At 67.7% G+C, this 24,084-nt stretch carries 19 protein-coding genes; 12 read left to right on the top strand and 7 right to left on the bottom strand.

Translation table 11 applies throughout. From position 1 onward, the window contains the following. The first annotated feature begins 5 nt into the window (after nucleotides 1-5). The 11 genes from murD to PO768_RS04675 all read left to right on the top strand — a co-directional run bounded on the left by murD (nucleotide 6) and on the right by PO768_RS04675 (nucleotide 13,241). Complete coding sequence (gene murD, locus PO768_RS04725; RefSeq protein WP_272645120.1) at nucleotides 6-1,718, top strand: UDP-N-acetylmuramoyl-L-alanine--D-glutamate ligase; 1,713 nt, start codon at nucleotides 6-8, stop codon at nucleotides 1,716-1,718. After that, complete coding sequence (gene ftsW / locus PO768_RS04720; protein WP_269837944.1) at nucleotides 1,715-2,971, top strand: putative lipid II flippase FtsW; 1,257 nt, start codon at nucleotides 1,715-1,717, stop codon at nucleotides 2,969-2,971. The genes murD and ftsW overlap by 4 nt, the downstream gene beginning before the upstream one ends. Further along, on the top strand, nucleotides 2,968-4,047 hold the full coding sequence (gene murG, locus PO768_RS04715; protein WP_272645119.1) for an undecaprenyldiphospho-muramoylpentapeptide beta-N-acetylglucosaminyltransferase: 1,080 nt from the start codon (nucleotides 2,968-2,970) through the stop codon (nucleotides 4,045-4,047). Before ftsW ends, murG begins: the two co-directional genes overlap by 4 nt. After that, the gene (gene murC / locus PO768_RS04710; protein ID WP_272645118.1) at nucleotides 4,044-5,417 is read left to right on the top strand and encodes a UDP-N-acetylmuramate--L-alanine ligase; all 1,374 of its coding nucleotides are present in this window, start codon (nucleotides 4,044-4,046) and stop codon (nucleotides 5,415-5,417) included. Before murG ends, murC begins: the two co-directional genes overlap by 4 nt. Beyond that, the gene (locus PO768_RS04705) at nucleotides 5,414-6,376 is read left to right on the top strand and encodes a D-alanine--D-alanine ligase (RefSeq protein WP_272645117.1); all 963 of its coding nucleotides are present in this window, start codon (nucleotides 5,414-5,416) and stop codon (nucleotides 6,374-6,376) included. The genes murC and PO768_RS04705 overlap by 4 nt, the downstream gene beginning before the upstream one ends. 10 nt (nucleotides 6,377-6,386) lie before the next feature. Then, complete coding sequence (locus tag PO768_RS04700) at nucleotides 6,387-7,214, top strand: cell division protein FtsQ/DivIB (protein ID WP_272645116.1); 828 nt, start codon at nucleotides 6,387-6,389, stop codon at nucleotides 7,212-7,214. A 27-nt stretch (nucleotides 7,215-7,241) separates the two neighbouring features. After that, nucleotides 7,242-8,471 carry a cell division protein FtsA gene (ftsA, locus tag PO768_RS04695; protein ID WP_137941606.1) on the top strand — a complete coding sequence of 410 codons (1,230 nt, stop codon included), beginning with the start codon at nucleotides 7,242-7,244 and terminating at the stop codon, nucleotides 8,469-8,471. Between the two features lie 129 nt (nucleotides 8,472-8,600). Next, nucleotides 8,601-9,818 carry a cell division protein FtsZ gene (ftsZ, locus tag PO768_RS04690; RefSeq protein WP_137941607.1) on the top strand — a complete coding sequence of 406 codons (1,218 nt, stop codon included), beginning with the start codon at nucleotides 8,601-8,603 and terminating at the stop codon, nucleotides 9,816-9,818. A gap of 223 nt (nucleotides 9,819-10,041) precedes the next feature. Continuing rightward, the gene (locus tag PO768_RS04685; RefSeq protein ID WP_272645115.1) at nucleotides 10,042-12,051 is read left to right on the top strand and encodes a sensor histidine kinase; all 2,010 of its coding nucleotides are present in this window, start codon (nucleotides 10,042-10,044) and stop codon (nucleotides 12,049-12,051) included. A 54-nt stretch (nucleotides 12,052-12,105) separates the two neighbouring features. Beyond that, nucleotides 12,106-13,041, top strand: coding sequence for a UDP-3-O-acyl-N-acetylglucosamine deacetylase (lpxC, locus tag PO768_RS04680; RefSeq protein ID WP_269837939.1), 936 nt, complete (start codon nucleotides 12,106-12,108; stop codon nucleotides 13,039-13,041). 14 nt (nucleotides 13,042-13,055) lie between these two features. Further along, entirely contained in the window at nucleotides 13,056-13,241 is a 186-nt protein-coding gene (locus PO768_RS04675) for a hypothetical protein (RefSeq protein WP_272645114.1), read from the top strand. Between the two features lie 886 nt (nucleotides 13,242-14,127). Here PO768_RS04675 and PO768_RS04670 read toward each other — a convergent pair. The 3 genes from PO768_RS04670 to PO768_RS04660 form a co-directional block, all read right to left on the bottom strand. Continuing rightward, the gene (locus tag PO768_RS04670) at nucleotides 14,128-15,102 is read right to left on the bottom strand and encodes a substrate-binding periplasmic protein (protein WP_272645113.1); all 975 of its coding nucleotides are present in this window, start codon (nucleotides 15,100-15,102) and stop codon (nucleotides 14,128-14,130) included. A gap of 99 nt (nucleotides 15,103-15,201) precedes the next feature. Further along, nucleotides 15,202-16,227, bottom strand: a complete 1,026-nt coding sequence (locus PO768_RS04665) for an aldo/keto reductase (protein WP_272645112.1) — start codon at nucleotides 16,225-16,227, stop codon at nucleotides 15,202-15,204. Between the two features lie 33 nt (nucleotides 16,228-16,260). Further along, the gene (locus PO768_RS04660; protein ID WP_272645111.1) at nucleotides 16,261-17,358 is read right to left on the bottom strand and encodes an alkene reductase; all 1,098 of its coding nucleotides are present in this window, start codon (nucleotides 17,356-17,358) and stop codon (nucleotides 16,261-16,263) included. Between the two features lie 129 nt (nucleotides 17,359-17,487). On the opposite strand from PO768_RS04660, the gene PO768_RS04655 reads away from it, so the two are divergent. Beyond that, nucleotides 17,488-18,393 (top strand): LysR family transcriptional regulator, encoded by a 906-nt coding sequence (locus PO768_RS04655; RefSeq protein ID WP_272645110.1) that lies wholly within the window; start codon nucleotides 17,488-17,490, stop codon nucleotides 18,391-18,393. A 6-nt stretch (nucleotides 18,394-18,399) separates the two neighbouring features. On the opposite strand, the gene PO768_RS04650 is transcribed toward PO768_RS04655, so the two are convergent. The 4 genes from PO768_RS04650 to PO768_RS04635 all read right to left on the bottom strand — a co-directional run bounded on the left by PO768_RS04650 (nucleotide 18,400) and on the right by PO768_RS04635 (nucleotide 23,771). Further along, nucleotides 18,400-18,663, bottom strand: a complete 264-nt coding sequence (locus tag PO768_RS04650) for a helix-turn-helix domain-containing protein (RefSeq protein WP_272645109.1) — start codon at nucleotides 18,661-18,663, stop codon at nucleotides 18,400-18,402. Nucleotides 18,664-18,677: 14 nt separating this feature from the next. Next, nucleotides 18,678-20,474: an ABC transporter ATP-binding protein gene (locus tag PO768_RS04645; protein WP_137941617.1), complete on the bottom strand. Its 1,797-nt coding sequence runs from the start codon at nucleotides 20,472-20,474 to the stop codon at nucleotides 18,678-18,680. Further along, nucleotides 20,464-22,224 (bottom strand): ABC transporter ATP-binding protein, encoded by a 1,761-nt coding sequence (locus PO768_RS04640; protein WP_272645108.1) that lies wholly within the window; start codon nucleotides 22,222-22,224, stop codon nucleotides 20,464-20,466. Before PO768_RS04640 ends, PO768_RS04645 begins: the two co-directional genes overlap by 11 nt. Before the next feature lie 89 nt (nucleotides 22,225-22,313). Next, nucleotides 22,314-23,771 carry a sodium:solute symporter gene (locus tag PO768_RS04635; RefSeq protein ID WP_272645107.1) on the bottom strand — a complete coding sequence of 486 codons (1,458 nt, stop codon included), beginning with the start codon at nucleotides 23,769-23,771 and terminating at the stop codon, nucleotides 22,314-22,316. Between the last annotated feature and the right edge of the window lie 313 nt (nucleotides 23,772-24,084).

Raw genomic sequence — 24,084 nt, 5'->3', positions numbered from 1 at the left:
GCGCGATGAAGCATCTGCAAGGACTCAAGGTACTGGTGCTCGGCCTGGGTGACTCCGGCCTGGCGATGGCTGCCTGGGTCCGGCGCTGCGGCGGCGAAGCGCGAGTCTGGGACTCGCGCGAGGCCCCGCCGCAGCTGGCGGCGCTGCGCGAGCAGCTGCCCGAGGTCGAGTTCATTCATGGCGAGCTGCCCGAGTCCGCACTGAACGGCGTGCAGCTCGTGCTGAAGAGCCCGGGCCTGTCTCCGCTGGATGTGCGGCTGCTGCCGCTGCTGACTCTGGCGCAGGGCACCGGCGTGCCGGTGCAGGGCGAGCTGGACCTGTTTGCCCGTGCGCTGGCCGATCTGAAGGCCGAGCGCCGCTACGAGCCGGCCGTGCTGGCCATCACCGGCACCAATGGCAAGACCACGACCACCAGCATGTGCGCCCAGCTGGTCGAGCGCTGCGGCCGTCGTGTCGTGATGGCCGGCAATATCGGCCCCAGCATGCTGACGACCTTGGGCGCAGCGCTGGATCTGGAGCCGGCCGCCGAGCCCGTGCTGCCGCCCGAGCCGACCGAGACGGTTGCTGATGACAGCTCGGATGCGCCGGTCGTCGCTGAACAGACGGTGCTGGAGAGCATCGATGCGATGCTCGATGAGGCACCGCTGCCGATCAAGCCGCCGCCGCCCAAGCCGGCCGTCTTTGAACATCTGCCCGAGGTCTGGGTGCTGGAGCTGTCGAGCTTCCAGCTCGACACCGTGCAGGGCTTCGAGCCCACCGCCGCGACGGTGCTGAACCTGACCCAGGACCATCTGGACTGGCATGGCGATATGGCCGCCTATGGCCGCGCCAAGGCCCGCATCTTCGGCACCGAGATCGACAGCCCGACGGTGATGGTGATCAACCGCGACGATGCGCTGGTCGAGGCCATGGTGCCGGCGCCGGTCAAGGTGCAGCAGGGGCGCGGCCGGCCGGCCAAGCTGGTCGCGCGCAAGGTGGTGCGCTTCGGTCTCGACGCGCCGCGCCATCCGGGCGATTTCGGCCTGGTGCAGGAGGCCGGCATGAGCTGGCTGGTGCGCGCCCGCGAGGCCGATGAGACGATCAAGAGGAAAAAGGGCGAGGACGAGGAAGAGCTGTTGATCCAGCGCCTGATGCCGGCCGATGCGCTGCGCGTGCGCGGCCGCCACAACGCCGCCAATGCGCTGGCGGCCCTGGCCCTGGCCAGCGCGGCCGGCTGCCCGCTGGCGCCCATGCTGCACGGGCTGCGCGAATATCGCGGCGAGCCGCACCGGGTCGAGCATGTCGGCGCGATCAAGGGCGTGGACTTCTATGACGATTCCAAGGGCACCAATGTCGGCGCCACCGTGGCGGCCATCACCGGCTTGGGTGCTGACCGTGCGCCGGCAAAACTGATCGTGATCCTCGGCGGCGACGGCAAGGGCCAGGATTTCGGCCCGCTGCGCGAGCCGGTGGCCCGCCATGCGCGCGCCGTGGCCCTGATCGGCCGCGACGGCCCGCAGATCGCAGCCGCGCTGGAGCACAGCGGCGTGACGATGCAGGCGCATGAGACGCTGGAGGCCGCCACCGCCTGGTGCCTGGCCCAGGCCCGCAGCGGCGACAGCGTGCTCTTGAGCCCGGCCTGCGCCAGCCTCGATATGTTCCGCAACTATGGTCACCGCGCCGAGGTCTTTGTCGCCGCGGTACAGGCCCTGGCCCAGGACGAGGGGCTGTCGCTATGAACGCCGTGCTGCAGAACTGGCGCGAACGCCTGCTGGGCCTGATCCGGCGCGATGCTGGCAAGGGCGGCGAGGTACCGGTGCGCGACTGGGTCAGCGTGTCCTCGGGCCAGCCGACCAAGCTGGCCGGCTTCGACACAACCCTGGCCTGGGTCGTGGTGTGCCTGCTGGCCCTGGGCCTGCTGATGGTGTATTCGGCCTCGATCGCGCTGCCCGACAACCCCAAGTTCAGCCGCTATCTGCCCACCCATTTCCTGGTGCGCCATGTGGTGGCGATCGCGCTGGGCCTGCTGGCGGCGCTGGTGGTGGTGCAGGTGCCGGTGGCCAGCTGGGAGCGCGCCGCGCCCTGGCTGTTTGTCGCGGCCCTGGTGCTGCTGATTGCGGTGCTGATTCCCGGCGTCGGCAAGGGCGTCAACGGCGCGCGCCGCTGGCTGCCGCTGGGGCTGATGAACTTCCAGCCTTCCGAGCTGGGCAAGCTGGCGATGGCCATGTATGCGGCCAGCTATATGGTGCGCAAGATGGACGTGAAGGAGAACTTCTTCCGCGCCGTCTGGCCCATGGTGGTGGCGCTGGGCGTGGTCGGCGTGCTGCTGCTGGCCGAGCCGGACATGGGTGCCTTCATGGTGATCGCCGCGATCGCGATGGGCATTCTGTTCCTGGGCGGCGTCAACGGCCGCATGTTCTTCCTGATCGTCGCGGTGCTGGTCGGCGCCTTTGTGCTGATGATCACCTTCAGCGAGTTCCGCCGCGAGCGGATCTTTGCCTATCTCGATCCCTGGAACGAAAAGTACGCCCAGGGCAAGGCCTATCAGCTGACCCATTCGTTGATCGCCTTCGGCCGCGGCGAGCTGTTCGGCCAGGGCCTGGGCTCCAGCGTCGAGAAGCTGCACTACCTGCCCGAGGCCCATACCGACTTCCTGCTGGCCGTGATCGGCGAGGAGCTGGGCCTGGCCGGCGTGATCGTCGTGATCACCGCCTTCTTCTGGATGTCGCGCCGGCTCTTTCACATCGGCCGCCAGGCGATCGCGCTGGACCGCGTGTTCGCCGGCCTCTATGCCCAGGGCATAGGCATCTGGATGGGCGGCCAGGCCTTCATCAATATGGGCGTGAACCTCGGCGCCTTGCCGACCAAGGGCCTGACCTTGCCGCTGATGAGCTTCGGTGGCTCGGCGATCCTGATGAACTGTGTGGCGCTGGCGATTGCGTTGAGAATAGATCTAGAGAACCGGCAGCTGATGCGCGGGGGACGGGCATGAGCACCAAGCATTTGGTCATCATGGCTGCGGGCACCGGTGGTCACATCATCCCGGGCCTGGCCGTCGCCGACGAGATGGCGCGCCGTGGCTGGAGCGTCAGCTGGGTCGGCACCGAGAGCGGCATGGAAAACCAGCTGGTGCCGCCCACCGGCATCCCGCTGGACCGGCTGGCCTTCTCGGGCCTGCGCGGCAAGGGCCTGATGCACACGGTCAAGGGCCTGTTCAAGCTGGTTCAGGCCTTTGTGCAATCCCGTCAGGTGTTTGTCACACGCAGCGCCGATGCGGTGCTGGGCATGGGTGGCTATGTCTGCTTCCCGGGCGGGCTGATGGCCTGGCTGAGCGGCAAGCCGCTGATGCTGATCAATGCCGACGCGGCCATGCTGCTGAGCAACCAGAGCCTGAAGCCCTTTGCCCGCCGCATCGGCTTTGGCTTCGATGGCTCGGCCGCCGCATCGACACCCAAGGCCGTGGTCACCGGCAACCCGGTGCGCGCCGAGATCGAGGCGATTGCGCCGCCGGCCGAGCGCTTTGCCGGTCGCAGCGGGCGCTTGCGCGTGCTGGTGGTCGGTGGCTCGCTGGGCGCACGCGCGATCAATGACTGCATCCCGAAGGCGCTGGCGCTGTGGCCCGAGGACCAGCGCCCCATCGTCACGCACCAGACCGGTCAGGCCAATTTCAGCACCGTGCAGGCGCTCTACCAGGCGGCCGGCGTCGAGGCGACGCTGCTGCCCTTCATCGACGATATGGCAACTCAGCTGGCCCAGACCGATCTGATCATCTGCCGCGCCGGCGCGGTGACGGTCAGCGAGCTGTGCGCGGCCGGCGTGCCGGCGCTGCTGGTGCCGCTGGTCGTGGCGACGACCTCGCACCAGCGCGACAACGCTCGCTTCATGGCCCAGCACGGCGCGGCCATCCATCTGCCGCAGGAAAAACTGAACCCGCAGCAGCTGCATGCGCTGCTGCAAGGCATGGAGCGCGAGGCCCTGGTCGCGATGGCCGAGAAGGCGCGCTTGCTGGCGCGGCCGCGTGCGGCCAGCCGCGTGGCCGATGAGATCGAACAGATGGTGGCGGCATGAAGCACGCGTTGAAGCACATTCATTTCGTCGGCATCGGCGGTGCCGGCATGGGCGCGATTGCCGAGCTGCTGCATCAGCTCGGCTACCGGGTCTCGGGCTCGGACCAGAGCGATAGCGCGATGCTGCAGCGCCTCGCCGCCATCGGCGTGCAGGTCCACATCGGCCACGCCGCCGCCCATATCGCCGGCGCCCAGGCCCTGGTGACCTCGACCGCGGTCAAGGCCGACAACCCGGAGGTGATCGCCGCCCGTGCCGCCGGCGTGCCGGTGGTGCACCGCGCGGTGATGCTGGCCGAGCTGATGCGCCGCCAGCAGGGCATCGCGATCGCCGGCACCCATGGCAAGACCACGACCACCTCGCTGCTCACGGCGGTGCTGAGTGCCGCCGGTGTCGACCCCAGCTATGTGATCGGTGGCAAGCTGATGAGCGCCGGCACCAACGCCCAGCTGGGCAGAGGTGACTACATCGTTGTCGAGGCCGATGAGAGCGATGCCTCCTTCCTGCATCTGCTGCCGACCTTGGCCGTCGTCACCAATATCGACGCCGACCATATGGACACCTATGGCCACGACTTCGCGAAGCTGAAGCTGGCCTTTGTCGAGTTCCTGCACCGCATGCCTTTCTATGGCGCGGCCGTGGTCTGCGGCGATGACGAGGGCGTGCGCTCGATACTGCCGATGCTGTCGCGACCGGTGGTCCGCTACGGCTTTAGTGCCGACAATGCGGTGCGGGCGGTCGATGTGCAGGCGCTGGACGGCGGCCAGATGCGCTTCACCGTGCAGCGCGAGGGCGCGGCCGATCTGCCGGTGACCCTGAACCTGGCCGGCCGCCACAATGTGCTGAACGCCTTGGCGGCGATTGCGGTGGCCAGCGAGCTGGAACTGCCCGACGCGCCTGTGCTGGCGGCCCTGGCCAATTTCGGTGGCGTCGGCCGACGCTTCGAGCGCTATGGCGAGCTGCGCGCCGCCGATGGCGGCCTGTTCACGCTGATCGACGACTACGGACACCACCCGGTCGAGATGGCGGCGGTGCTGAGCGCGGCACGCGGCGCCTTCCCGGGCCGGCGTCTGGTGCTGGCGTTTCAACCCCATCGCTACACCCGGACACGCGACTGCTTCGCCGACTTCGTGCGCGTGATCGCGCAGGCCGATGCGGCCCTGCTGACCGAGGTCTATGCGGCCGGCGAGGGCGTGATCGCCGGGGCCGATGGCGCAGCGCTGGCCGCGGCCGCCGGCGCGCAGTTCGTCGCCGATGTGCGCGCGCTGCCGCAGGCCATCGCCCAGCAAAGCCGCGACGGCGATGTCGTGATCGTGATGGGCGCCGGCTCGATCGGCGCGGTGCCGGCGCAAACCGTGGAACTGCTGAAATGAATCTGAACATCGATCCCAAGAGCCTGGGCAAGGTCGCCGTGCTGATGGGCGGCACTTCGGCCGAGCGCGAGGTGTCGCTGACCATGTCGGGCCCCGGTGTGCTGGCCGCGCTGCGCTCGCAAGGCGTCGACGCCCACCCCTTCGACCCGGCCGAGCGCGGCTTGCACGAGCTCAAAGCCGAGGGCTTTGCGCGCTGCTTCATCGCGCTGCATGGCCGTGACGGCGAGGACGGCACGGTGCAGGGGGGGCTCGAGATGCTGGCCATCCCCTACACCGGTTCCGGCGTGATGGCCTCGGCGATCGCGATGGACAAGATCACCACCAAGCGGCTGTGGCGCGCCGACGGCCTGCCGACGCCGCGCTGGCTGACGCTGAAAAAGCATGAGCTGACGCGCGAGCGCATCCGCACCGTGCCCGACGAGCTGGGCCTGCCGCTGTTCGTCAAGGCGCCGCACGAGGGTTCCAGCATCGGCCTGAGCAAGGTGATGGGTTATTCGCAGATGCAGGCCGCGGTGGAGCTGTCGGCCCGCTATGACGACGAGCTGCTGTTCGAGGAGTTCATCGACGGCTGGGAGTTGACCTGCCCGGTGCTGGGCGAGGGCGATACGGCTCAGGCCCTGCCGGTCATACGCATCGAGGCGCCCGAAGGCAATTACGACTACCAGAACAAGTACTTCACCGACGTCACGCAGTACCACATCGGCACGCTGCCCGAGGTCCAGGAGCAGGAGGTCCGCGCGCTGGTGCTGGCGGCCTATCGGTCGCTCGGCTGCCGCGGCTGGGGCCGCGCCGACCTGATGCAGCGCAAGAGCGACGGCAAGGTCTTCCTGCTGGAGATGAACACCTCGCCGGGCATGACCTCGCATTCGCTGGTGCCCAAATCGGCCCAGGCCGCCGGCATCTCCTACGAACAGCTGTGCCTGTGGCTGCTGGCCCAGGCCCGGCTGGACAGGGCCTGACCCAAGCGCCATGAGCACCGCCGCCCAACCCCTGCTGCCGGCCGACATCCGCCTGATGAATGGCGTGTCGGCTTTGCTGCTGGCCGGTCTGGTGCTGGCGGGTCTGGCCCTGGCCCTGCATCAGCTGGCGCGGCTGCCGATCTTCGGCATCCGGCATATCCAGGTCGAAGGCGATGTGATGCGCAATAGCGTGGCCTCGCTGCGTGCCAATGCGATGCCCCATGTTTCGGGCACCTTCCTGACCCTGAATCTGCAGCAGGCCAGCAGCGCCTTCCAGGCCGTGCCCTGGGTGCGCACGGCGGTGGTGCAGCGCGTCTGGCCGAACCGGCTGCGGGTGCGGCTGGAGGAGCACCGGCCGGCGGCCTACTGGGAAGCCAAGCCCGAAGGTGCCGATGCGCAGAGCGAGGCCAGCGTCGAGCGGGCCCTGGTCAACAGCTTTGGTGAGGTCTTCGAGGCCAATCTGGGCGATGTCGAGGATGAGGAGCTGCCGGTGTTGGCGGGCCCGGGTGGCAGTTCGGTGGCGATGCTGGCCATGTGGCAGCAGCTCAACGCGCTGAGCCAGAAGCTGGGCGAGTCGGCCCGGCGCCTGGACCTGTCCGGCCGCGGCTCCTGGCGCCTGACGCTGGAAAAGGGGGCCGTGGTGGAGCTGGGCCGTGGCAGCGAGGCCGAGGTGGTGGCCCGATTCGGCCAGTTTGCCGCCAGCATCACCCAGATCAGCTCGCGCTACCAGACCGCCGTGCTGAGCGCCGATCTGCGCCACCACGACGGGTATGCGGTGCGGCTGCAAGGAATATCGACGAGCCCGGGCCCGGCGACGGGCGCGGCCAAGAAACGTTGAGACAAGAAAACATACGCTGAGGGGCATATGGCCAAGGAATACAAGGATTTAGTCGTTGGTTTGGATATCGGCACCGCCAAGATCATGGCGGTGGTGGCCGAGGTGCTGGGCAATGGCGAGCTGCGCATTGCCGGCCTCGGCGTGGCGCCCTCGCATGGTCTGAAACGCGGTGTCGTGGTGAATATCGACGCGACCGTGCAATCGATACAGCAGGCCTTGAAAGAGGCCGAGATGATGGCCGACTGCAAGATTTCGCGGGTTTTCACCGGGATTACCGGCAGCCATATCCGCGGCCAGAACTCGACCGGCATGGTGATCGTGCGCGACAAGGAAGTCACGCCGGTCGATGTGGCGCGGGTGGTGGAAACCGCCAAGGCCATCAATATCCCCAACGATCAGCGCCTGCTGCTGGTCGAGCCGCAGGAATTCGTCATCGACGGCCATGAGGTGAAAGAGCCTATTGGTATGAGTGGCGGCCGGCTGGAGGTCAAGGTCCATATCGTGACCGGAGCCCAGAGCGCGGCGGAAAACATCGTCAAATGCGTGCGCCGCTGTGGTTTGGAGGTCGATCAGCTGGTTTTGAATCCGAGCGCCTCCAGTGCTGCCGCGCTGACCTCGGACGAGCGCGATCTGGGCGTGGCCCTGGTCGATATCGGCGCCGGCACCACCGATGTGGCGATCTTCACCGGCGGCTCGATCCGCCATACCGCCGTGATCCCGATTGCCGGCGACCTGATCACCAGCGATATCGCGATGGCGCTGCGCACGCCGACCAAGGATGCCGAGGAGATCAAGGTCGAGCACGGGGTGGCCAAGCAGCTGCTGGCCGACCCGGCGGACCAGGTCGAAGTACCCGGCCTGGGCGACCGCGCGCCCCGCATGCTGTCCAAACAAGCACTTGCCGGGGTTATTGAACCCCGTGTCGAGGAGATTTTCTCGCTGGTCCACCAGGTGATTCGGGAAAGCGGATACGAAGAGTTACTTTCTTCCGGCATTGTTTTGACCGGCGGCTCGGCGGTGATGCCGGGCATGGTCGAGTTGGCCGAGGACATATTCCTGAAACCGGTGCGACGCGGCAACCCGACCTATAGCGGGGCGCTGTTCGATATGGTTTCGAATCCGCGCTCGGCGACGGTGATGGGCCTGCTCGAAGAGGCACGGATGTCGCGCACCCGGGGTTTGAAAGCGGCCCAGCAGGCGGGTTCGGTCAAGACCATTATTGGTCGCGCCAAGGATTGGTTTCTGGGTAATTTCTGAACGGGTGGCGCCCCCGGACGGCGTAAGCGGGTCGAAATGTCGGAAAACAACGGCAGCGACTCAAAAAAAGGGGCTTCCCCTGTAGTTTTTAACGATTGGCAACTGCACAATTGCTGAAGGAGGTTTGATATGGCGATCGAGATGATCGAAGAGTTTGACCAAGGCACCCAAATCAAGGTGATTGGCGTGGGTGGTGGCGGCGGCAACGCGGTCGATCACATGATTGCGCAAGGGGTTCAGGGCGTGGAGTTCATCTGCGCCAATACCGATGCGCAGGCCCTCAACCGCTCCAAGGCCGACCAGCTGCTGCAGCTGGGCACCTCCGGCCTGGGCGCCGGCGCCAAGCCCGAGATGGGCCGCGCCGCCGCCGAAGAGGCCGAGGCGCGCATCCGCGACTCGATCCAGGGCGCGAACATGCTCTTCATCACCGCCGGCATGGGCGGTGGCACCGGCACCGGCGCGGCCCCGGTGATTGCCCGCGTCGCCAAGGAAATGGGCATCCTGACCGTCGGCGTCGTGACCAAGCCTTTCGAGTTCGAGGGCAACCGTCGCTCCAAGGCGGCCGACTCCGGTCTGGCCGAGTTGGAAGCCAATGTTGATTCGCTGATCGTCGTCTTGAACGACAAGCTGCTCGACGTGCTGGGCGACGATGTCACGCAGGACCAGGCGTTCGCGCATGCCAACGACGTGCTGAAGAACGCGGTCGGCGGCATCTCGGACATCATCCATATGCCCGGCCTGGTCAACGTCGACTTCGAAGACGTCAAGACCGTGATGAGCGAGCCCGGCAAGGCGATGATGGGCACGGCGGTGGCCAGCGGCCCGGACCGCGCCTCCAAGGCCGCCGAGGCGGCCGTGGCCTGCCCGCTGCTGGAAGGTATCGATCTGTCCGGTGCGCGTGGCGTGCTGGTGCTGATCGCGGCCAACCGCAACACCTTCAAGCTGGCCGAGAGCCGCAATGCGATGAACGCGATCAAGCGTTACGCCGCCGAAGATGCGCACATCATCTACGGCACGGCCTATGACGAAAGCCTGGGCGACCAGCTGCGCGTCACCGTGATCGCCACCGGTCTGACCTCCGCGCGTGCGCGCGTGCAGGCGCCGCTGTCGGTGGTGCAGCCGCAGGTGCAGATGCGCACCGGTACCGACAATCTGCCGGTACTGAACCAGCAGGTCACGTTGCCCCAGGCCGGTGGCCAGGTCGGCGGCGGCAATGACTTTGCCGGCATGAGCGTGCCCAGCGTCTGGCGCCATGGCCGCACGGCCGCGGCCAAGGTCGAGGCCCTGTCGTCCAACGGCATGGACGAGATCGAGATCCCGGCCTTTTTGCGCAAGCAAGCAGACTGAGTGACCGGCCGGCCCTGGGGGCCGGTTTCGCTGCATGGAAGCGAATGAAAGCCCGTCGGGCGGCGACACCTCCTTCTCGCCGCGCTGCGGGCTTTCTTTGTTGTCTGCGGGTGCATAGCAATAGCCAGCGCTCTGTTCTGCAGGCAGACTCACGGCAGTTGCACGGGGGTGTGACCGCACAGGCTGGATACCCAGATCCAGAAGCAAAAATAATCACGCGCGTATGGGGCTGTCCTTGATCTCGCACCTTGCCGGGCGCTGGCTGCGCTCTTTGCTGCTGCTGGCGCTGTTGAGCGCCGGTGCGCTGCAGGCGCAGCCGCGTGGTGGGCTGCCGGATGCGGGGATGCGCAGTGCCGGCGAACAGGCCACCGGCGCGCAGCTGGCGGTCTCGCAATGGTCGCGCGCCGATCTCGACGATTGGTGGGCGGCGCTGCGCGCGATGGACGGCAGCACCGGCAATCTGCCGCCGCATCTGCAGCCACCCAACGACCCGCGCGCCTGGATGCCGGTGGTGCTGCCCGATGTGCGCCAACGCGAGGCAGGCTCCAGCCTGGCCGAGGATCAGCGTTACCAGATGCGCTGGTACCGGCTGCGCTACACCTCGCCGGACGGGCGCTGGCCCACCAGCGTCGCGCTCTATATGCCCAAGCTGGTCAGCCTGGCGGCGGCTGTGCTGGTGCGCACCGAGGACGGCTGGCGGCCGGTGTTCGACAACCAGAGCGGCGCGCGCGAGCAATGGGTGCGGCCGCTGTGGGCGGTGTTTCCGGGTGCTTTCACCGAGCTGCACAAGAACCAGGTGATCGAGGTCGTGGTCGCGACGCCGGTGCTCAAGGACAGTTTCTTCTCGGTCTCCAGCGCCTGGCTGGGCGCGCGCGAGGACCTGGAGCCGCTGTACAAGCGCCGCTGGGCGCTGCAGATCGGCGTGCCGCAGGCCACCGGGCTGACTCTCGTGGTGCTGGGCCTGTTCTCAGTCAGTCTGTGGTTGCGCCGCCGCGAGGAGCCGGCCTATCTCCTGTGTGCGATGGCCTCGGTGGCCTGGCTGGTGCGCAATCTGCACTATCACATCGACCTGCCGCGCACCCGCCTGGGCTTCGAGTGGTTCTGGTGGCTGACTCATGCCTCGATGTCCTGGGTGATGGCCCTGACCTTTCTGTTTGCGCTGCGCTTTGCGCACCGGCGCTTCCCGCTGTTCGAGCGGCTGCTGGGAGGGTTTGTGCTGCTCAGCAGCGTGCTGACCATGCCTTTGTGGATCGATCTGCTCGACCCGCTGGTGCTGCAGCACATGGTCAATGCGGTGGTCGGCGCGATCGGCACGGCCTTCATTGCGGGCGTGGCCTTGCGCGAGGGCAGCCGCGAGCTGCGCCTGATCGCGCTGTGCCTGGCGGTGGGCCTGGGCCTGGGTGTGCATGATCTGGGTCTGCTGGCCGGCTGGGGCTGGAGCGAACACATCTATCTGATGCCTTTCGCGACGCTGGTGATTGTTGCGAGCTTTCTCTATGCGGTGCAGCGGCGCTACACCGGCGCGCTGGGCCAGGTCGAGCAGGCCAACAGCCTGCTGGCCCAGCGTCTGGCCGAGCAGGGCGCGCAGCTGCAGTCGCAGCACGAGCGGCTCAGCGAGTCCGAGCGCCAGCAGGCCTTGCTGCTGGAGCGCCAGCGCCTGATGCAGGATATGCACGACGGTCTGGGCAGCTCCTTGCTGTCGGCCATGGTGGCGGTGGAGCAGGGCAGCATGCAGCAGGACCAGGTGGTCGAGGTGCTGCGCGAATGCGTGGATGATCTGCGCCTGGTGATCGATTCGCTGGAGCCGGTGGGCCACGATCTGGTGTCGCTGCTGGCGACGATGCGCTACCGCCTGGGCAAGCGCTTGCAGGCCGGCGGCCTGATGCTGGACTGGGATGTGCAAGACCTGCCCCCGCTGGACTGGCTGGAGCCGCCCGATGCGCTGCATGTGCTGCGCCTGCTGCAGGAGGCGCTGAACAATGTGCTCAAGCATGCCCGTGCCTCGCGGGTGCGCATCGCGACCCGCGATCTGGGCCACAAGGTCGAAATCCGTGTCGAGGACGACGGCCAGGGCTTCGACCTGGAGACCGCCCAGAAAGGCCGCGGCCTGCGCAGCCAGCAGAAGCGCGCCCACCGGCTGGGCGGCAGCGTCCATGTCGACAGCCGGCCCGGCCACGGCACCCAGCTGAGCCTGCGCCTGCCGGTCAAGCGCAAGCCGGTGCCCGCCCCGTAGCCGGCCCAAAGGCCGGCGGCTGCAGGGCTTCGGGTAATCACCGACAATCGTGCCATGCTCAAGCAACGAACCCTGAAGTCGCTGACCCGCGCCGTCGGCGTCGGCATCCACAGCGGCCAAAAGGTCGAGATGACGCTGCGCCCGGCCGCGCCCGACACCGGCATCGTGTTCCGGCGCGTCGATCTGAACACCCCGGTCGACATCCCCGTGCGGGCCGACACCGTCAGCGACACCCGCATGGCCACCACGGTCAGCCCCGGCGGCGACCCGGGTGCACCCAAGGTGCAGACCATCGAGCATCTGCTGTCGGCTTGCGCGGGTCTGGGTATCGACAACCTCTATGTCGACATCAGCGCCGACGAGGTGCCCATCCTCGACGGCTCCGCCGCCAGCTATGTCTATCTGCTGCAGAGCGCCGGCATCGAGCTGCAGAACGCGGCAAAGAAGTTTCTGCGCGTCAAGAAGACCGTCGAGGTGCGCCAGGGCGAGGGCAAGCGCCTGATGTGGGCGCGGCTGGAGCCGCACCATGGCTACACGCTGAGCTTCCAGATCGAATTCGACAACCCGGCGGTCGCGGCCACCGGCCAGCACTATGTGTTCGACATGGGGTCGGGCCAGTACAAGCGCGAGATCGCGCGGGCCCGCACCTTCGGCATGACCAGTGATATCGAGACCATGCGCTCGCGCGGCCTGACCCTCGGCGGGTCCATGGACAACGCCATCGTCGTCGACGACTACCGGGTGCTCAATGCCGAGGGCCTGCGCTACGACGACGAGTTCGTCAAGCACAAGATCCTCGACGCGATCGGCGATATGCATGTGGCCGGCTACCCGCTGCTGGCCGCCTACACCTCCTTCAAGGGCGGCCACGCGCTGAACAACAAGCTGCTGCGTGCGCTGCTCGCCGATGCCGAGGCGTTTGATATCGTCAGCTTCGAGGACGAGCGCGAGGCCCCGCAGGGATTCGCGGAGCTGGCGCCGGCCTGGTAGTACAGTCCGCCCCCATGGTGTTCTTCCGCATCCTCGTCGGCCTGCTGCTGCTGGCCGGCATCCTCTGCTTCGCGATGTATGCCGGCACCCGCCAGGTGGTCTGGCGCCAGCGCGGCCTGGTGATCATCAAGTGGACCGTGCTGGCGGCGCTGGGCTTTTTTGCGGTGCTGATCGTGCAGCAGGTCTTGCAGCTGTTCTAGCTAGAGCGCGCGCGCGGTCAGCGCGACCAGGCGCTCGGCCGCCAACTGCACTTTGCGGCGCTGCTGCTCGTCGCGCACCGCCACCCGCTCGGCGATGCGATAGCTCAGCAGCAGCTCCTGGCCGGGCTGCGGACGCAGCTCGATGTCGACGCCGTCCTCGCTGCGCCAGCGCGCGGTGTCGCCGAGCGTCTGGCCATACTTGCTTTGCAGCGCGCCGCGCAGACGCTGCGCGGTCGCGGCGAGCTCCGCCGGCCCCTGGGCCGGAAAGCGGTAGCTCAGCTCGGCCACCTGCAGCAGGCGTGATTGCGCGCCGCGCATATAGCTCACCACCAGCTGTCGCGCGCCGGGCAGCTTGTGACCGACCGCGAAGACATCGCGCTCCCCATCACCGCTGCTGTCCTGCTCGCGCAGGCCCTGGGCCCGCAAGGCCTGGCGCAGCTCGCCGCGCCGCATGCAGAAAACCGCCTGCTCGAACAGCTGCACCCGGGCCTGCTGGCGGCATTGCTGATCGCCGTCCAGCTGCTCCAGCATGGCTTTGGCCGCCGCGACACCGCCCTGCTGCGCCCGACCCAGCAGCCGCACCGCCTCGTCCACGCTGAGCTCGGCCGCACGGCCATCGCCGTTGAGGATATGGATCGCATGGACCAGCTCGCCCAGCGGGTCCTGCAGCCGGGCCGCCTGCTCCGCATGATGGATGCTGGCCGGCGGCGCCGCCGCGCCCTCGCTGCGCATGCCCTCGGCGATGGCCAGGCGCGCACTGGCCCGGCCTGCCAGCTTCGGGCGATCCAGAAAGCTCTTGCAGCCGCGCAGCGCATCGTCGAAACGGCGCTGCCGCATCGGCTGTTCGCAGCCGGCCTCGAACTGTGCTTCCTGGTCGACTTCGGGCTCAACCGAGGCGCCAGCGAGCGGCACATCGACCGGTTTGGGTGCCGAAGCCCTGGCCTGGCTGACCCAGATTGCAGCCGTCGCGCCCGCCGCCAGCAGCGCCAGGCCGATCATCCAGGGCAGCCATCGGCCCTGGGGCCGCAATGCGAGGTCCATCGCTCCTCCGATACATCTGGTTAGGGGGCGAATGGTTGCCGACGCCGGTGACCGGGGCGTGACCGCCATGGGCCGTAAAGCCCATGGGCTGCATGCCGCTGCGGCGTGCGGCGGGTCGGCAGCCCGCCGCCGGCAGTCCGTAGGGCTTGAAGATCTCGGCGATGCGGCCCCGATGGCACAGGCTGCGGATCGCATCGTCAAAGGCCTGTGTCTGCCCGGCGCTGACTCTTGTCGGCACGAAGGCGTAGGCGTAGACCAGGTGCTTGACCACGCTCACCGGCCGCAGCCCAGCCAGGCCGCCGGCGGCGCTCAGCGCTTGTGCCGCCGTCTCGTTGACCAGGGCGAGACCGTCATGGCCATAGCGTCCTGCCGATAGCTTGCGCAACACGGTGAGCTGGTCGGGTTCGATCTCGACCCGCACATCCGGCTGTCCTGCGCTCAGCTGCCGCAGCGTCGTCATCGCGTCCGAGGGGCCGTAGGCGGCGACGGTGCGTCCGCTCAGCGCCGCCCGCTCGTCCCCGCCGGGCGCCGCGCCTCGCCTTGCCACCAGCACATAGCGCGCACGGACCACCTCGGGGCTCAGGTAGAAGGCCGCCCGGCGCGCCGGCGAATCGACCACGGGGAAGAGGCCATCGACCTCGCCGCGCGACGCCATGCCCAGCGCGCGCCGCCAGGGCAGCACCTCCACTTGGCAGTGCAGGCCGGCTTCGGCGCAGGCCGCATGCAGCAGCTCGACCAGGGGGCCGGCGGGGCGGCCGTCCGGACCGGCGTAGGCGTAAGGCGCAAAGGGCTTGGTGACGAAGTGCAGGGGTGCTGCCAAGCCTGGCGCCGCAAAGGCAAGACCCGCCCCAGCCCAATATGCGAAACGCAGCACCTGATTCATTGCAGCAGCCCCCGGGCAATCAGAAAGTCAGGTCCTTCAGGCAGCGCTGCCTGCGGCTGGCAGTACGGCCGCAGAGGCGACAAGACCCTGGGCGCTGAGCTCGTGCCAGAAGTCGGCCGGCACCGTTTCGTTCAGCGCGGCCCGGTCTTCGGCGATGCGGCCCGGCCGGCTGGCACCGGGAATGACTGCGGCCACGGCCGGATGGGCCAGCGCGAACTGCAGCCCTGCGGCCTTCATGCTGATGCCGTAGCGGTCGGCGATCGCCTTGATGCGGGCGACCTTGGCGAGCAGCTCAGGCTTGGCCGGTGCGTACTCGAAGTTGGGCCCTCCGACCAGCGCACCCGAACTGTAGGGCCCACCGACGACGATGCTCAGGTCGCGCGCCATGACCTTGGGCATCTCGCGGTGCAGCGCGCGCTCATGGTCCAGCAAGGTGTAGCGGCCGGCCAGCAGGAAGCCGTCCGGGCGCGGGCCCTCCAGATCCAGCAGCAGCTCGATCGGCTCCACCCGGTTGACGCCCAGGCCCCAGGCCTTGATCACGCCCTCGTCACGCAGCCGGTCCAGGGTCTTGAAGGCGCCCTGGCGCGCGCTTTCGAACACGCTGAGCCATTCGTCGCCATAGAAGTCCTGCGCGACGTCATGCACCCAGACAATGTCCAGCCGGTCGGTGCGCAGGCGCTGCAGGCTGTCCGCTATCGAGCGCAGCGTGGCGTCGGCCGAATAGTCGTTGACGATCTTGTTCGGGCGGCCATGCTTGAACACATCGCCCTTCTCGCCGAGGTCGCGGGCGCTGACGTCCTCCACCTCATCCAGGATCAGGCGGCCGACCTTGGTCGCGACGACGTACTCGTCGCGCGGTTTGCCGGCCAGCGCCTCGCCCATGCGCAGCTCGGCCAGGCCGGCGCCGTAGAAGGGCGCGTTGTCGAAGAAGCGGATGCCGTCGTGCCAGGCGGCGTCTACCGTGGCCCGGGCCTCGGCCTCGGGGATGTCGCGGAACATATTGCCCAGCGGCGCGGTGCCGAAACCCAGCTTGCCGGGGAGCAGGTCCTTGATGATGGCCATGGCGATCTCCTGATTCGTTGAGGACGGGGCGGCTCAGGCCGCCTGCTGGGTCGTGAACTCGGTATAGCCCTCGGCATCGCCGCCGAAATAGGCCGAGAAGGGGGCGTCGAACAGCGGCGCATTCAGGCGCAGGCGGGCCACCAGGTCCGGGTTGCCGATGAAGGCGCGACCGAAGGCCACCATATCCGCATGACCCGAGGCGGTGGCGTCCAGCGCGCGCTGGCGGTCGTAGCCATTGTTGGCGATGTAGGCGCCGCTGCCAAAGGCCGCGCGCAGGGCCGCATTGTCGTAGCGAGCGGCGCTGCTGTCCTCGCCATGCATCTGGCCCTCGACTACATGCAGGAAGGCCAGGCCGCGCGCGCCGAGCTGGCGGGCCAGGTAGGCATGGGTCTGCATCGGCGTGCTGTCCAGCGGTGTGTCGCCGATCGCGGTGGACAGCGGAGACAGGCGCAGGCCCACGCGGTCGGGGCCCCAGACGCCGGCCACGGCATCCACCACCTCGAGAATCAGCCGGGCACGGTTCTCGATCGAGCCGCCGTAGCGGTCGCCGCGCTGGTTGGTGCTGTCGCGCAGGAACTGCTCCAGCAGATAGCCGTTGGCCGCATGCACCTCGACGCCGTCGAAGCCGGCGGCCTTGGCGCGCAGCGCGGCCTGGCGGTAGTCCTCGACGATGCCGGCGATCTCATGGGTTTGCAGCGCACGCGGCATCGAGGGCGGCTCGAAGCCCTTTTCGGTGAAGACGCTGCCGCCGGCCTGCAGCGCGCTGGGGGCCACCGGGGCTGTGCCACCCTCCTGCAGGCTGATATGCGACATGCGGCCGACATGCCAGAGCTGCATCACGATCCTGCCGTCGGCGACGTGGACGGCGTCGGTGACCTGCTTCCAGGCCGCCACCTGCGCGTCGGTGTAGATGCCGGGCGTGTAGGCATAGCCGCAGCCCTGGGGCGAGATATTGGTGGCTTCGGTGATCAGCAGGCCGGCCGAGGCCCGCTGGCGGTAGTACTCGACGGCCAGCGGCGAGGGCAGGCCGTCCATGCCGGCGCGTGAACGGGTCAGCGGAGCCATCGCAATGCGGTTCCTGACTTCGATGGCGCCGAGTCGGGCGGGGGAGAAGAGGGCTTCGGAAGACATGGGGATTCCTTTCTGGATGTGCGGGTGAGCGAAGAGATTGCGTTCGGGTCAGGCAGAGTTTGGGTGTGGTGCATGTATTCATCAAATTTATTGGTTGAATTTCAGATATCACTCTGACAATATGACTGGGTGCGCTACGACCTGAACCTGCTACCCGTCTTCCTGGCCTTGATGGAGGAGCGCAGCGTGACGCGCGCTGCCGAGCGGCTGGGCATCACGCAGCCGGCGCTGTCGAACGCGCTGACGCGGCTGCGTGCGCTGCTGCTGGACCCGCTCTTCACCCGTGAGCGCTACGGCATGCAGCCGACACCCAAGGCGCTGGAGCTGGCGCCGGTGATCGCGGCCGCGCTGGTGAGCCTGGACGTGGTGATCCTGGGCCAGCAGGAGTTCGACCCGGCGAAGGCGAAGCTGCTGCTGACGATCGCACCCAATAGCTATGTCGAGTTCGTGCTCGTGCCGGCCATCGTGGCGCGCTTGCGCGAGCGGGCGCCGGGTATCAGCCTGCGGCTCACGCCTTACGGTGCCGACCTGGCCGAGACCGGCGTGATCTCCGGTTCAACAGCCCTGGTGCTGGGGCGCATCACCGATCCGCCGGACAACCTGGTCGTGCAGGATCTGATGGATGATGGCCTGTCCTGCATCGTGCGTGCCGACCATCCGCAGGTCGATCAGAAGATCTCGCGCAAGCAGTATGAGCAGCTCAGGCATGTGAACATGCTGCCGCCCGGGCGTTTGCGCGTGGGCCTGTTCCAGGCGCTGGAGCGCCAGGGGCTCAGGCGCGAGGTCGCGGTGTCGGTGACGCATTTCCTGGCCATCCCGGAAGTGATCGCCGTGACCGACTATTGCGCGACGCTGCCGAATCTGATCTGCCGCCGCCTGGTCCATGACGCTCGGCTGAAGATCCTGCCGACACCGGCCGATCTTGGCCGCTTCCCGGTGCAGATGGCCTGGCATGTGCGCTACCGCCAGGACGCGGCGCACCGCTGGTTGCGTGCGCTGATCGCCGAGGTGGCGAGCGAGGTCGGCGCCGCCTGAGTCTGATCAGCCTTCGGGCAGCTTGCCTGGCGACAGCTTCGTCGCCAGACCGTAGAGCGCCAGCAGCCCCATCACATGACCGATCGCGACACCCGGCTCGCCGGCTTCGATGCGCGCGATGGTCTGCACATGCACGCCCAGCCGGGCGGCCGCAGCCGACTGGCCCTCGCCGGCACTCAGACGGGCCTGCTTGGCGGCCGCGCCGATGTCCTTGATTGCCTGGAGTGCGTCACTGTCGATGTCGGCGGAGATTCGTTTGCCTTGGGCCATGGGGGGATTGTCGATCAGCTCTGCCCGGTTCCCGCATCCAGCGCCTGCAGCTGCACCAGCCGCTGATAGATGCCGCCCTCGTGGCGCATCAGCTGCTCGTGCGTGCCGCGCTCGGCCAGGTGGCCGTGGTTCAGCACGATGATCTGGTCGGCCTCGCGGATGGTGGACAGGCGGTGCGCGATCGCCACCACGGTGACCTGGCCGCGCAGCGCTTCCAGGGCCTCGCTGATGACGCGCTCGGTGGCGCTGTCGATGTTCGACGTGGCTTCGTCGAGGAACAGGATGCGCGGCGCGCCGGCCAGCGCGCGGGCCATCGCGATCAGCTGCTTCTGCCCGGTGGAGACGCGGGCGCCGCCCTCGCCCAGCAGGGTGTCATAGCCCTGCGGCAGGGCGGCCAGGAACGCGTCGATGCGGGCGGCCTTGGCGGCGGCGATCAGCTGCTCCTCGCTGATCTTGCGGCCCATCGCGATGTTCTCGCGCGCGCTGGCCGCCATCAGATAGGGCTCTTGCGGCACCAGGCCGACGGCGGCGCGGAAGGCATCGTCCGGCAGGCTGGCCAGGCTCAGCCCATCGATCGCGATGCGGCCGCTCTGGGCGGTGTAGAAGCGCAGCAGCAATGACAGCAGCGTGGACTTGCCGCTGCCGGTGTGGCCGACGATGCCGACAAAGCTGCCGGCCGGGAAATCCAGGCTCAGGTCGTGCAGCACCGGATGCGCCGGGTCGTAGCCGAAGCTCAAGTCATCGATGCGGATATGGCCGCGCGCGATCTGCAGGCCGGCCTGGGTCTGCGGCACCGGCTGCGTTTCCTGCAGCAGGGTGCGCACCCGCGCGGCCGCTACCATCGACTGCTGCAGCTGGCCGAACTGCATCGTGATCTGGATCAGCGGCTCGACCACGCGGGCGATATAGGCCAGGAAGGCATAGAGCAGGCCCACCTCCAGCGCACCCTGGCCCAAGGACACCTGGCGCTGGCCGAAGCCATAGATCAGGGTCACGATCAGCAGCACGTTCAGCAGGTCCAGCGCCGGGCGCAGCAGCCAGGCATTGGCGCGCAACTCGTCCATGCGGGCGCCGAACTGGCGGCCGTTGGTGTCGGCAAAGCGCTCGGCAAAGCGCGGCGCGGCGCCGCTGGCCTGCAGCACCGCCATGCCGGCCATGCTTTCGGCCATATGGGCGTTGATCTCGCTGCGCAGCTGGCGCGAGCGCGCCACCGCGCTGCTGGACAGGCGCTGGTACAGCGTGATGATGATCAGCATGGCCGGCACCAGCATCGCGACGATCAGCATCAGCCGCCAGTCCAGCCAGGCCATCGCGATCATCGAGCCGATCACGACGATGCTGGAGTCCAGCATCACATAGAGCACCTGGCGGTAGAGCTGGTTGACGGCTTCGCTGTCATTGGTGACGCGGCTGACCAGCTGGCCGGTGATGGCCTTGTCGAAAAAGGCCATGGGCAGGGCTAGCACATGGGCATAGACCCGCTCGCGCAGCCGCATCACCGAGCGCCGTGCCACACCGGCCATGCGGGTCAGCTGGGCATAGCGTATCCAGCTGGCGGCCCAGCCGCTCAAGAGCAATGCCGCCAGCAGGCCGGCCATGGCCATCACATCGAACTGGCGCGGCAGCAGATAGTGATCGATGAAGTACTTGCCGATGATGGGGCCCAGCGCTTCGAGCCCGGCCGCGATCACCAGCCAGACGAGCCCGCGCAGCAGGGTGGGGCGCTCGCCCTGGGCCGACTCCAGCAACAGGCCCACCGAGGCCCAGGGCTTGGCTTCCTTGCTGTCTTCTTCTTTGACTTCAGGCGGCATCGAGGCTGGCCTCCAGTTGTTGGTAGCGCCATTGCGTCGCGTACCAGCCCTCCAGAGCCAGCAGCTGCGCATGGCTGCCCTGCTCGGTGATGCGGCCCTTGCGCAACACGGCGATCTGGTCGGCCTCCATCACCGCGCTGAGCCGGTGGCTGACAATGATTACGCAGCGCTCTGGCCGCGCCTGTCGCAGCTCGCGTAGGTGCTCAAGGATCTGCGTCTCGGTGCCGGTATCGACCGCCGACAGCGCATCGTCCAGCAGCAGGATGGGCGCGTCGCTGAGCAGGGCGCGGGCGATCGCGACGCGCTGGCGCTGGCCGCCGGACAGGGTCACGCCACGCTCGCCGACCAGGGTGTCGTAGCCCTGCGGCAGGCGCTGGATGTCGCCATGCACGGCGGCCAGCTCGGCCGCCTGCTCGATCTGTTCGCGGCTCGCGCCGGGCTTGGCCAACGCGATGTTCTCGGCAATCGAGGCCGAAAACAGAAATGGCTCCTGCGGCACCCAGGCAATGGACTTCCGCAGCGCGGCCAGCCCAATCTTGGGCAAGATCTGGCCCCCTATGCACACCCGACCACCGCCGGGCTCGAACTGGCGCAACAGCAGGCGCAGCAGCGTGGACTTGCCGGCCCCTGTGGGTCCGACCAGACCCAGGGTCTGGCCGGGCTTCAGGCTCAGACTGACCGTCTCCAGCGCCAGGCGTGGCGTGGCCTCTTCGCTGGGATAGGCGAAGGACAGCTGCTCGAAAGCGATCTCGGCGCCCGTCGGCAGCTCCGCCTGACCCTCGTCGGCCAGCGTCAGCGGCGCCTCCAGCACCGGCGCCAGCCGGTTCCAGGCGGCGCGGCCGCGCTCCAGCAGGGACAGCACCCAGCCGGCCGCGAACATCGGCCAGATCAGCTGGCCCAGATACATAGTGAACGAGGTCAGCTGACCAATGCTCAGCTCCTGGCGCGCCACCAGAGCGCCGCCCAGGCCCAGCGCGATCGCCATCGCGGCGGTCAGCGTCATGCCCACGGCCGGCTCGTAGGCGGCCTCCCAGCGCTGGGCCTGGTAGCTGGCCTCGCCGGCGCTGTCGGCCAGCGCGGCGAACTGACCCGCATTGCGCCGGGTCAGGCCCAGCGCGCGTAGCGTGCGCACGCTGGCCAGACCCTCCTGGACATGCTGGTTCAGCAGCGAGAAGCGGTCCAGCGACGATTTCCAGGCATGGTGGACATGGTCGGAGATGCGCCAGAAGGCCAGGGCCATCAGCGGGAAGGGCAGCAGGGCCGCCAGGCCCAGGCGCCAGTCGACGCCAAGCGTCATCATCGACAGCACCAGGATCAGGGTCAGCGAGCCGTCGAAGGCTGCCAGCAAGGCCTCGCCGGCGGCCATCTCGACCGCGTCAATGTCATTCGTGGCTAGCGCCATCAGATCGCCGCTGCGCTTGGCCTGGAAAAACACCGGGCCTTGCAGGGTCAGTCGCTCGTAAAGCCTGGTGCGGAGCTCGCGGCCGAGCTGGTAGGCGGCGCCGAACAGCGCGATGCGCCAGCCAACCCGGAACAGATAGATCAGCAAGCCGGCCAGCGCCAGCAGGCCCAGCTCGCGCCACAGGCCCTGCTCCAACAGGCGGCCGGCCACCATGCCGTCGACCACGGCGCCAACCTGGCGCGGGATCCAGACGGTCAGCACCGCAATGGCCGCCAGCATCAGGGCCGATGCCAGATAGGCGCGCCAGTGCCGGCTTACAAAGCCGGCGATCAGCTGGGTCAGGGTCATGGGAGCCCGGGGTGTCGAGGAGGCTGGATTGTGCCAACAACGGCCGCCGCCCGGATGAGCCGAGCGCCGGCCCCGGCGTCAGGTCTTGCCTAGGTCGAGGAATGCCTGGCAGAGTCGGACAGCAGCCACAGCCCGGCAAAGGTCAGCGCACCGTTGATCAGCAACAGTTCCAGCCCCAGCTCGTAGCTGCCGAACAGCGCGCGCTGCTGGCTGTCCAGCAGCCAGCTCAGCAGCGGTGCGGCCACGGCCACCAGCGGCACCCAGCGGTCGCGCACCGAGCGGCGCGTCAGGATGCCGAAGGCGAACAGGTCCAGCAGCGGCCCGTAGGTATAGCCGGCCAGCTTCAGGATCAGGCCGATCATGCTGGGGTTGTTGACCCACTTGAACACCATCACCAGCAGCAGGAACAGCGCGGCAAAGCCCAGATGCACGCGCTTGCGCACGGCCAGGCGCCTGGCCTCGCTCCAGTCACTGCGGCGCTGCAGGTTCAAGAGGTCGATGCAGAAGCTGGAGGTCAGCGCGGTGATGGCGCCATCGGCGCTGGGGAAGAGCGCCGAGATCAGCGCGATCACGAAGACCAGCTGTACCCAGGCCGGCAGATGGTTCAGCACGACAGCCGCGAACAGCGCGTCACCCTGGGCTGCCAGCTTGGCCTGCGCCGCGAACAGATGCAGCAGGCCGCCGAGGAAGAGGAACAGCAGCACCACGCCCAGCATGATGGTGGCCAGCACCATCACATTCTTCTGCGAGTCGGCCAGGCGCTTGACCGAGATGTTCTTCTGCATCATCTCCTGGTCCATGCCGGTCATCGCGATCGCGATGAAGGCACCGGCCAGTATCTGCTTGCCGAAGAAGAAGCGGCTGTTCGGGTCGGTCTCGAAGACGCGCGACAGTCCGCTCGCGTCCATGCTCGCCAGGCTTTGCGCCAGCGACAGGTCCAGGCTCTGCAGCAGATAGGCCACGCAGACGATCAGCCCGCCCAGCATGCACGTGGTCTGTAAGGTGTCGGTCCAGACAATGGTCTTGACCCCGCCCTCGTAGGTGTAGGCCAGGATCATCAACAGGATCACCAGCGCTGTCAGCCAGAACGGCAGGCCGATACGCTCAAGGATGGCGTCCTGCAGGATCTTCACCACCAGGTAGAGACGGGCGGTGGCGCCCAGCGTGCGCGACAGGATGAAGAAGCCGGCGCCGGTGCGGTAGCTTCGCGGCCCCAGGCGCTGGCCCAGATAGTCGTAGATCGAGGTCAGCTGCAGCCGGTAGTACAGCGGCAGCAGCACGAAGGCGATCACCGCATAGCCGATGAACTGGCCCAGCACAATCTGGAAATAGCTGAAGGCGGTGTCGCCAACGGCGCCGGGCACGCTGATGAAGGTCACACCCGATAGCGAGGTGCCGACCATGCCGAAGGCCACCAGCATCCAGTTGCTGTTGCGGTTGCCGATGAAAAAGCTCTGGTTGTCGGCCCGCCGTGAAGTCCACCAGGCCACGCCCAGCAGCAGCGCGAAATAGGCCAGCACAAAGAAAAGCAAAATCAGCGGCGACATCGCAGCGGCAATACCCGGGCACCAAGATGGCGCCGATTATCCGAAGCGTCATGGTTTTGACACATTCCGGTGCGGGACCCACCTATAACCGTGCATCGAATTTGCTGCCGGCCCGCTCGTTTCTCGATCCTGGTGAAAACACCTAGTTTGTTTCATATCGGGACAGAGGGTTTCCGGGCGGCGGTGGAGTTTCGTACAAACCCTAGGAAATCAAGCCTGGCAGCACGTTTTTCGGAGTTTGCGCAAACGTTTTGGGGCGCATGGCGTGACGCCGCAAATTTCGCCGTTGTTTGCTCCGGGCAGACCCTGTAGG

Source organism: Paucibacter sp. XJ19-41, from assembly GCF_028462495.1.
Lineage (GTDB): Bacteria > Pseudomonadota > Gammaproteobacteria > Burkholderiales > Burkholderiaceae_C > Roseateles_E.
Note: the sequence above shows the minus strand (reverse complement) of the source record. Positions and strands in the feature narration are given on the sequence as shown.

What these genes read in the sequence shown, in the direction of transcription:
- murC (WP_272645118.1), top strand. Translation starts at nt 4,044, where the DNA reads ATGAAGCACGCGTTGAAGCACATTCATTTCGTCGGCATCGGCGGTGCC.
- ftsA (WP_137941606.1), top strand. Translation starts at nt 7,242, where the DNA reads ATGGCCAAGGAATACAAGGATTTAGTCGTTGGTTTGGATATCGGCACC.
- murD (WP_272645120.1), top strand. Translation starts at nt 6, where the DNA reads ATGAAGCATCTGCAAGGACTCAAGGTACTGGTGCTCGGCCTGGGTGAC.
- PO768_RS04640 (WP_272645108.1), bottom strand. Translation starts at nt 22,224, where the DNA reads ATGACCCTGACCCAGCTGATCGCCGGCTTTGTAAGCCGGCACTGGCGC.
- PO768_RS04705 (WP_272645117.1), top strand. Translation starts at nt 5,414, where the DNA reads ATGAATCTGAACATCGATCCCAAGAGCCTGGGCAAGGTCGCCGTGCTG.
- PO768_RS04660 (WP_272645111.1), bottom strand. Translation starts at nt 17,358, where the DNA reads ATGTCTTCCGAAGCCCTCTTCTCCCCCGCCCGACTCGGCGCCATCGAA.
- PO768_RS04650 (WP_272645109.1), bottom strand. Translation starts at nt 18,663, where the DNA reads ATGGCCCAAGGCAAACGAATCTCCGCCGACATCGACAGTGACGCACTC.
- PO768_RS04665 (WP_272645112.1), bottom strand. Translation starts at nt 16,227, where the DNA reads ATGGCCATCATCAAGGACCTGCTCCCCGGCAAGCTGGGTTTCGGCACC.
- PO768_RS04645 (WP_137941617.1), bottom strand. Translation starts at nt 20,474, where the DNA reads ATGCCGCCTGAAGTCAAAGAAGAAGACAGCAAGGAAGCCAAGCCCTGG.
- PO768_RS04685 (WP_272645115.1), top strand. Translation starts at nt 10,042, where the DNA reads ATGGGGCTGTCCTTGATCTCGCACCTTGCCGGGCGCTGGCTGCGCTCT.
- murG (WP_272645119.1), top strand. Translation starts at nt 2,968, where the DNA reads ATGAGCACCAAGCATTTGGTCATCATGGCTGCGGGCACCGGTGGTCAC.
- lpxC (WP_269837939.1), top strand. Translation starts at nt 12,106, where the DNA reads ATGCTCAAGCAACGAACCCTGAAGTCGCTGACCCGCGCCGTCGGCGTC.
- PO768_RS04635 (WP_272645107.1), bottom strand. Translation starts at nt 23,771, where the DNA reads ATGTCGCCGCTGATTTTGCTTTTCTTTGTGCTGGCCTATTTCGCGCTG.
- ftsW (WP_269837944.1), top strand. Translation starts at nt 1,715, where the DNA reads ATGAACGCCGTGCTGCAGAACTGGCGCGAACGCCTGCTGGGCCTGATC.
- PO768_RS04675 (WP_272645114.1), top strand. Translation starts at nt 13,056, where the DNA reads ATGGTGTTCTTCCGCATCCTCGTCGGCCTGCTGCTGCTGGCCGGCATC.
- PO768_RS04700 (WP_272645116.1), top strand. Translation starts at nt 6,387, where the DNA reads ATGAGCACCGCCGCCCAACCCCTGCTGCCGGCCGACATCCGCCTGATG.
- ftsZ (WP_137941607.1), top strand. Translation starts at nt 8,601, where the DNA reads ATGGCGATCGAGATGATCGAAGAGTTTGACCAAGGCACCCAAATCAAG.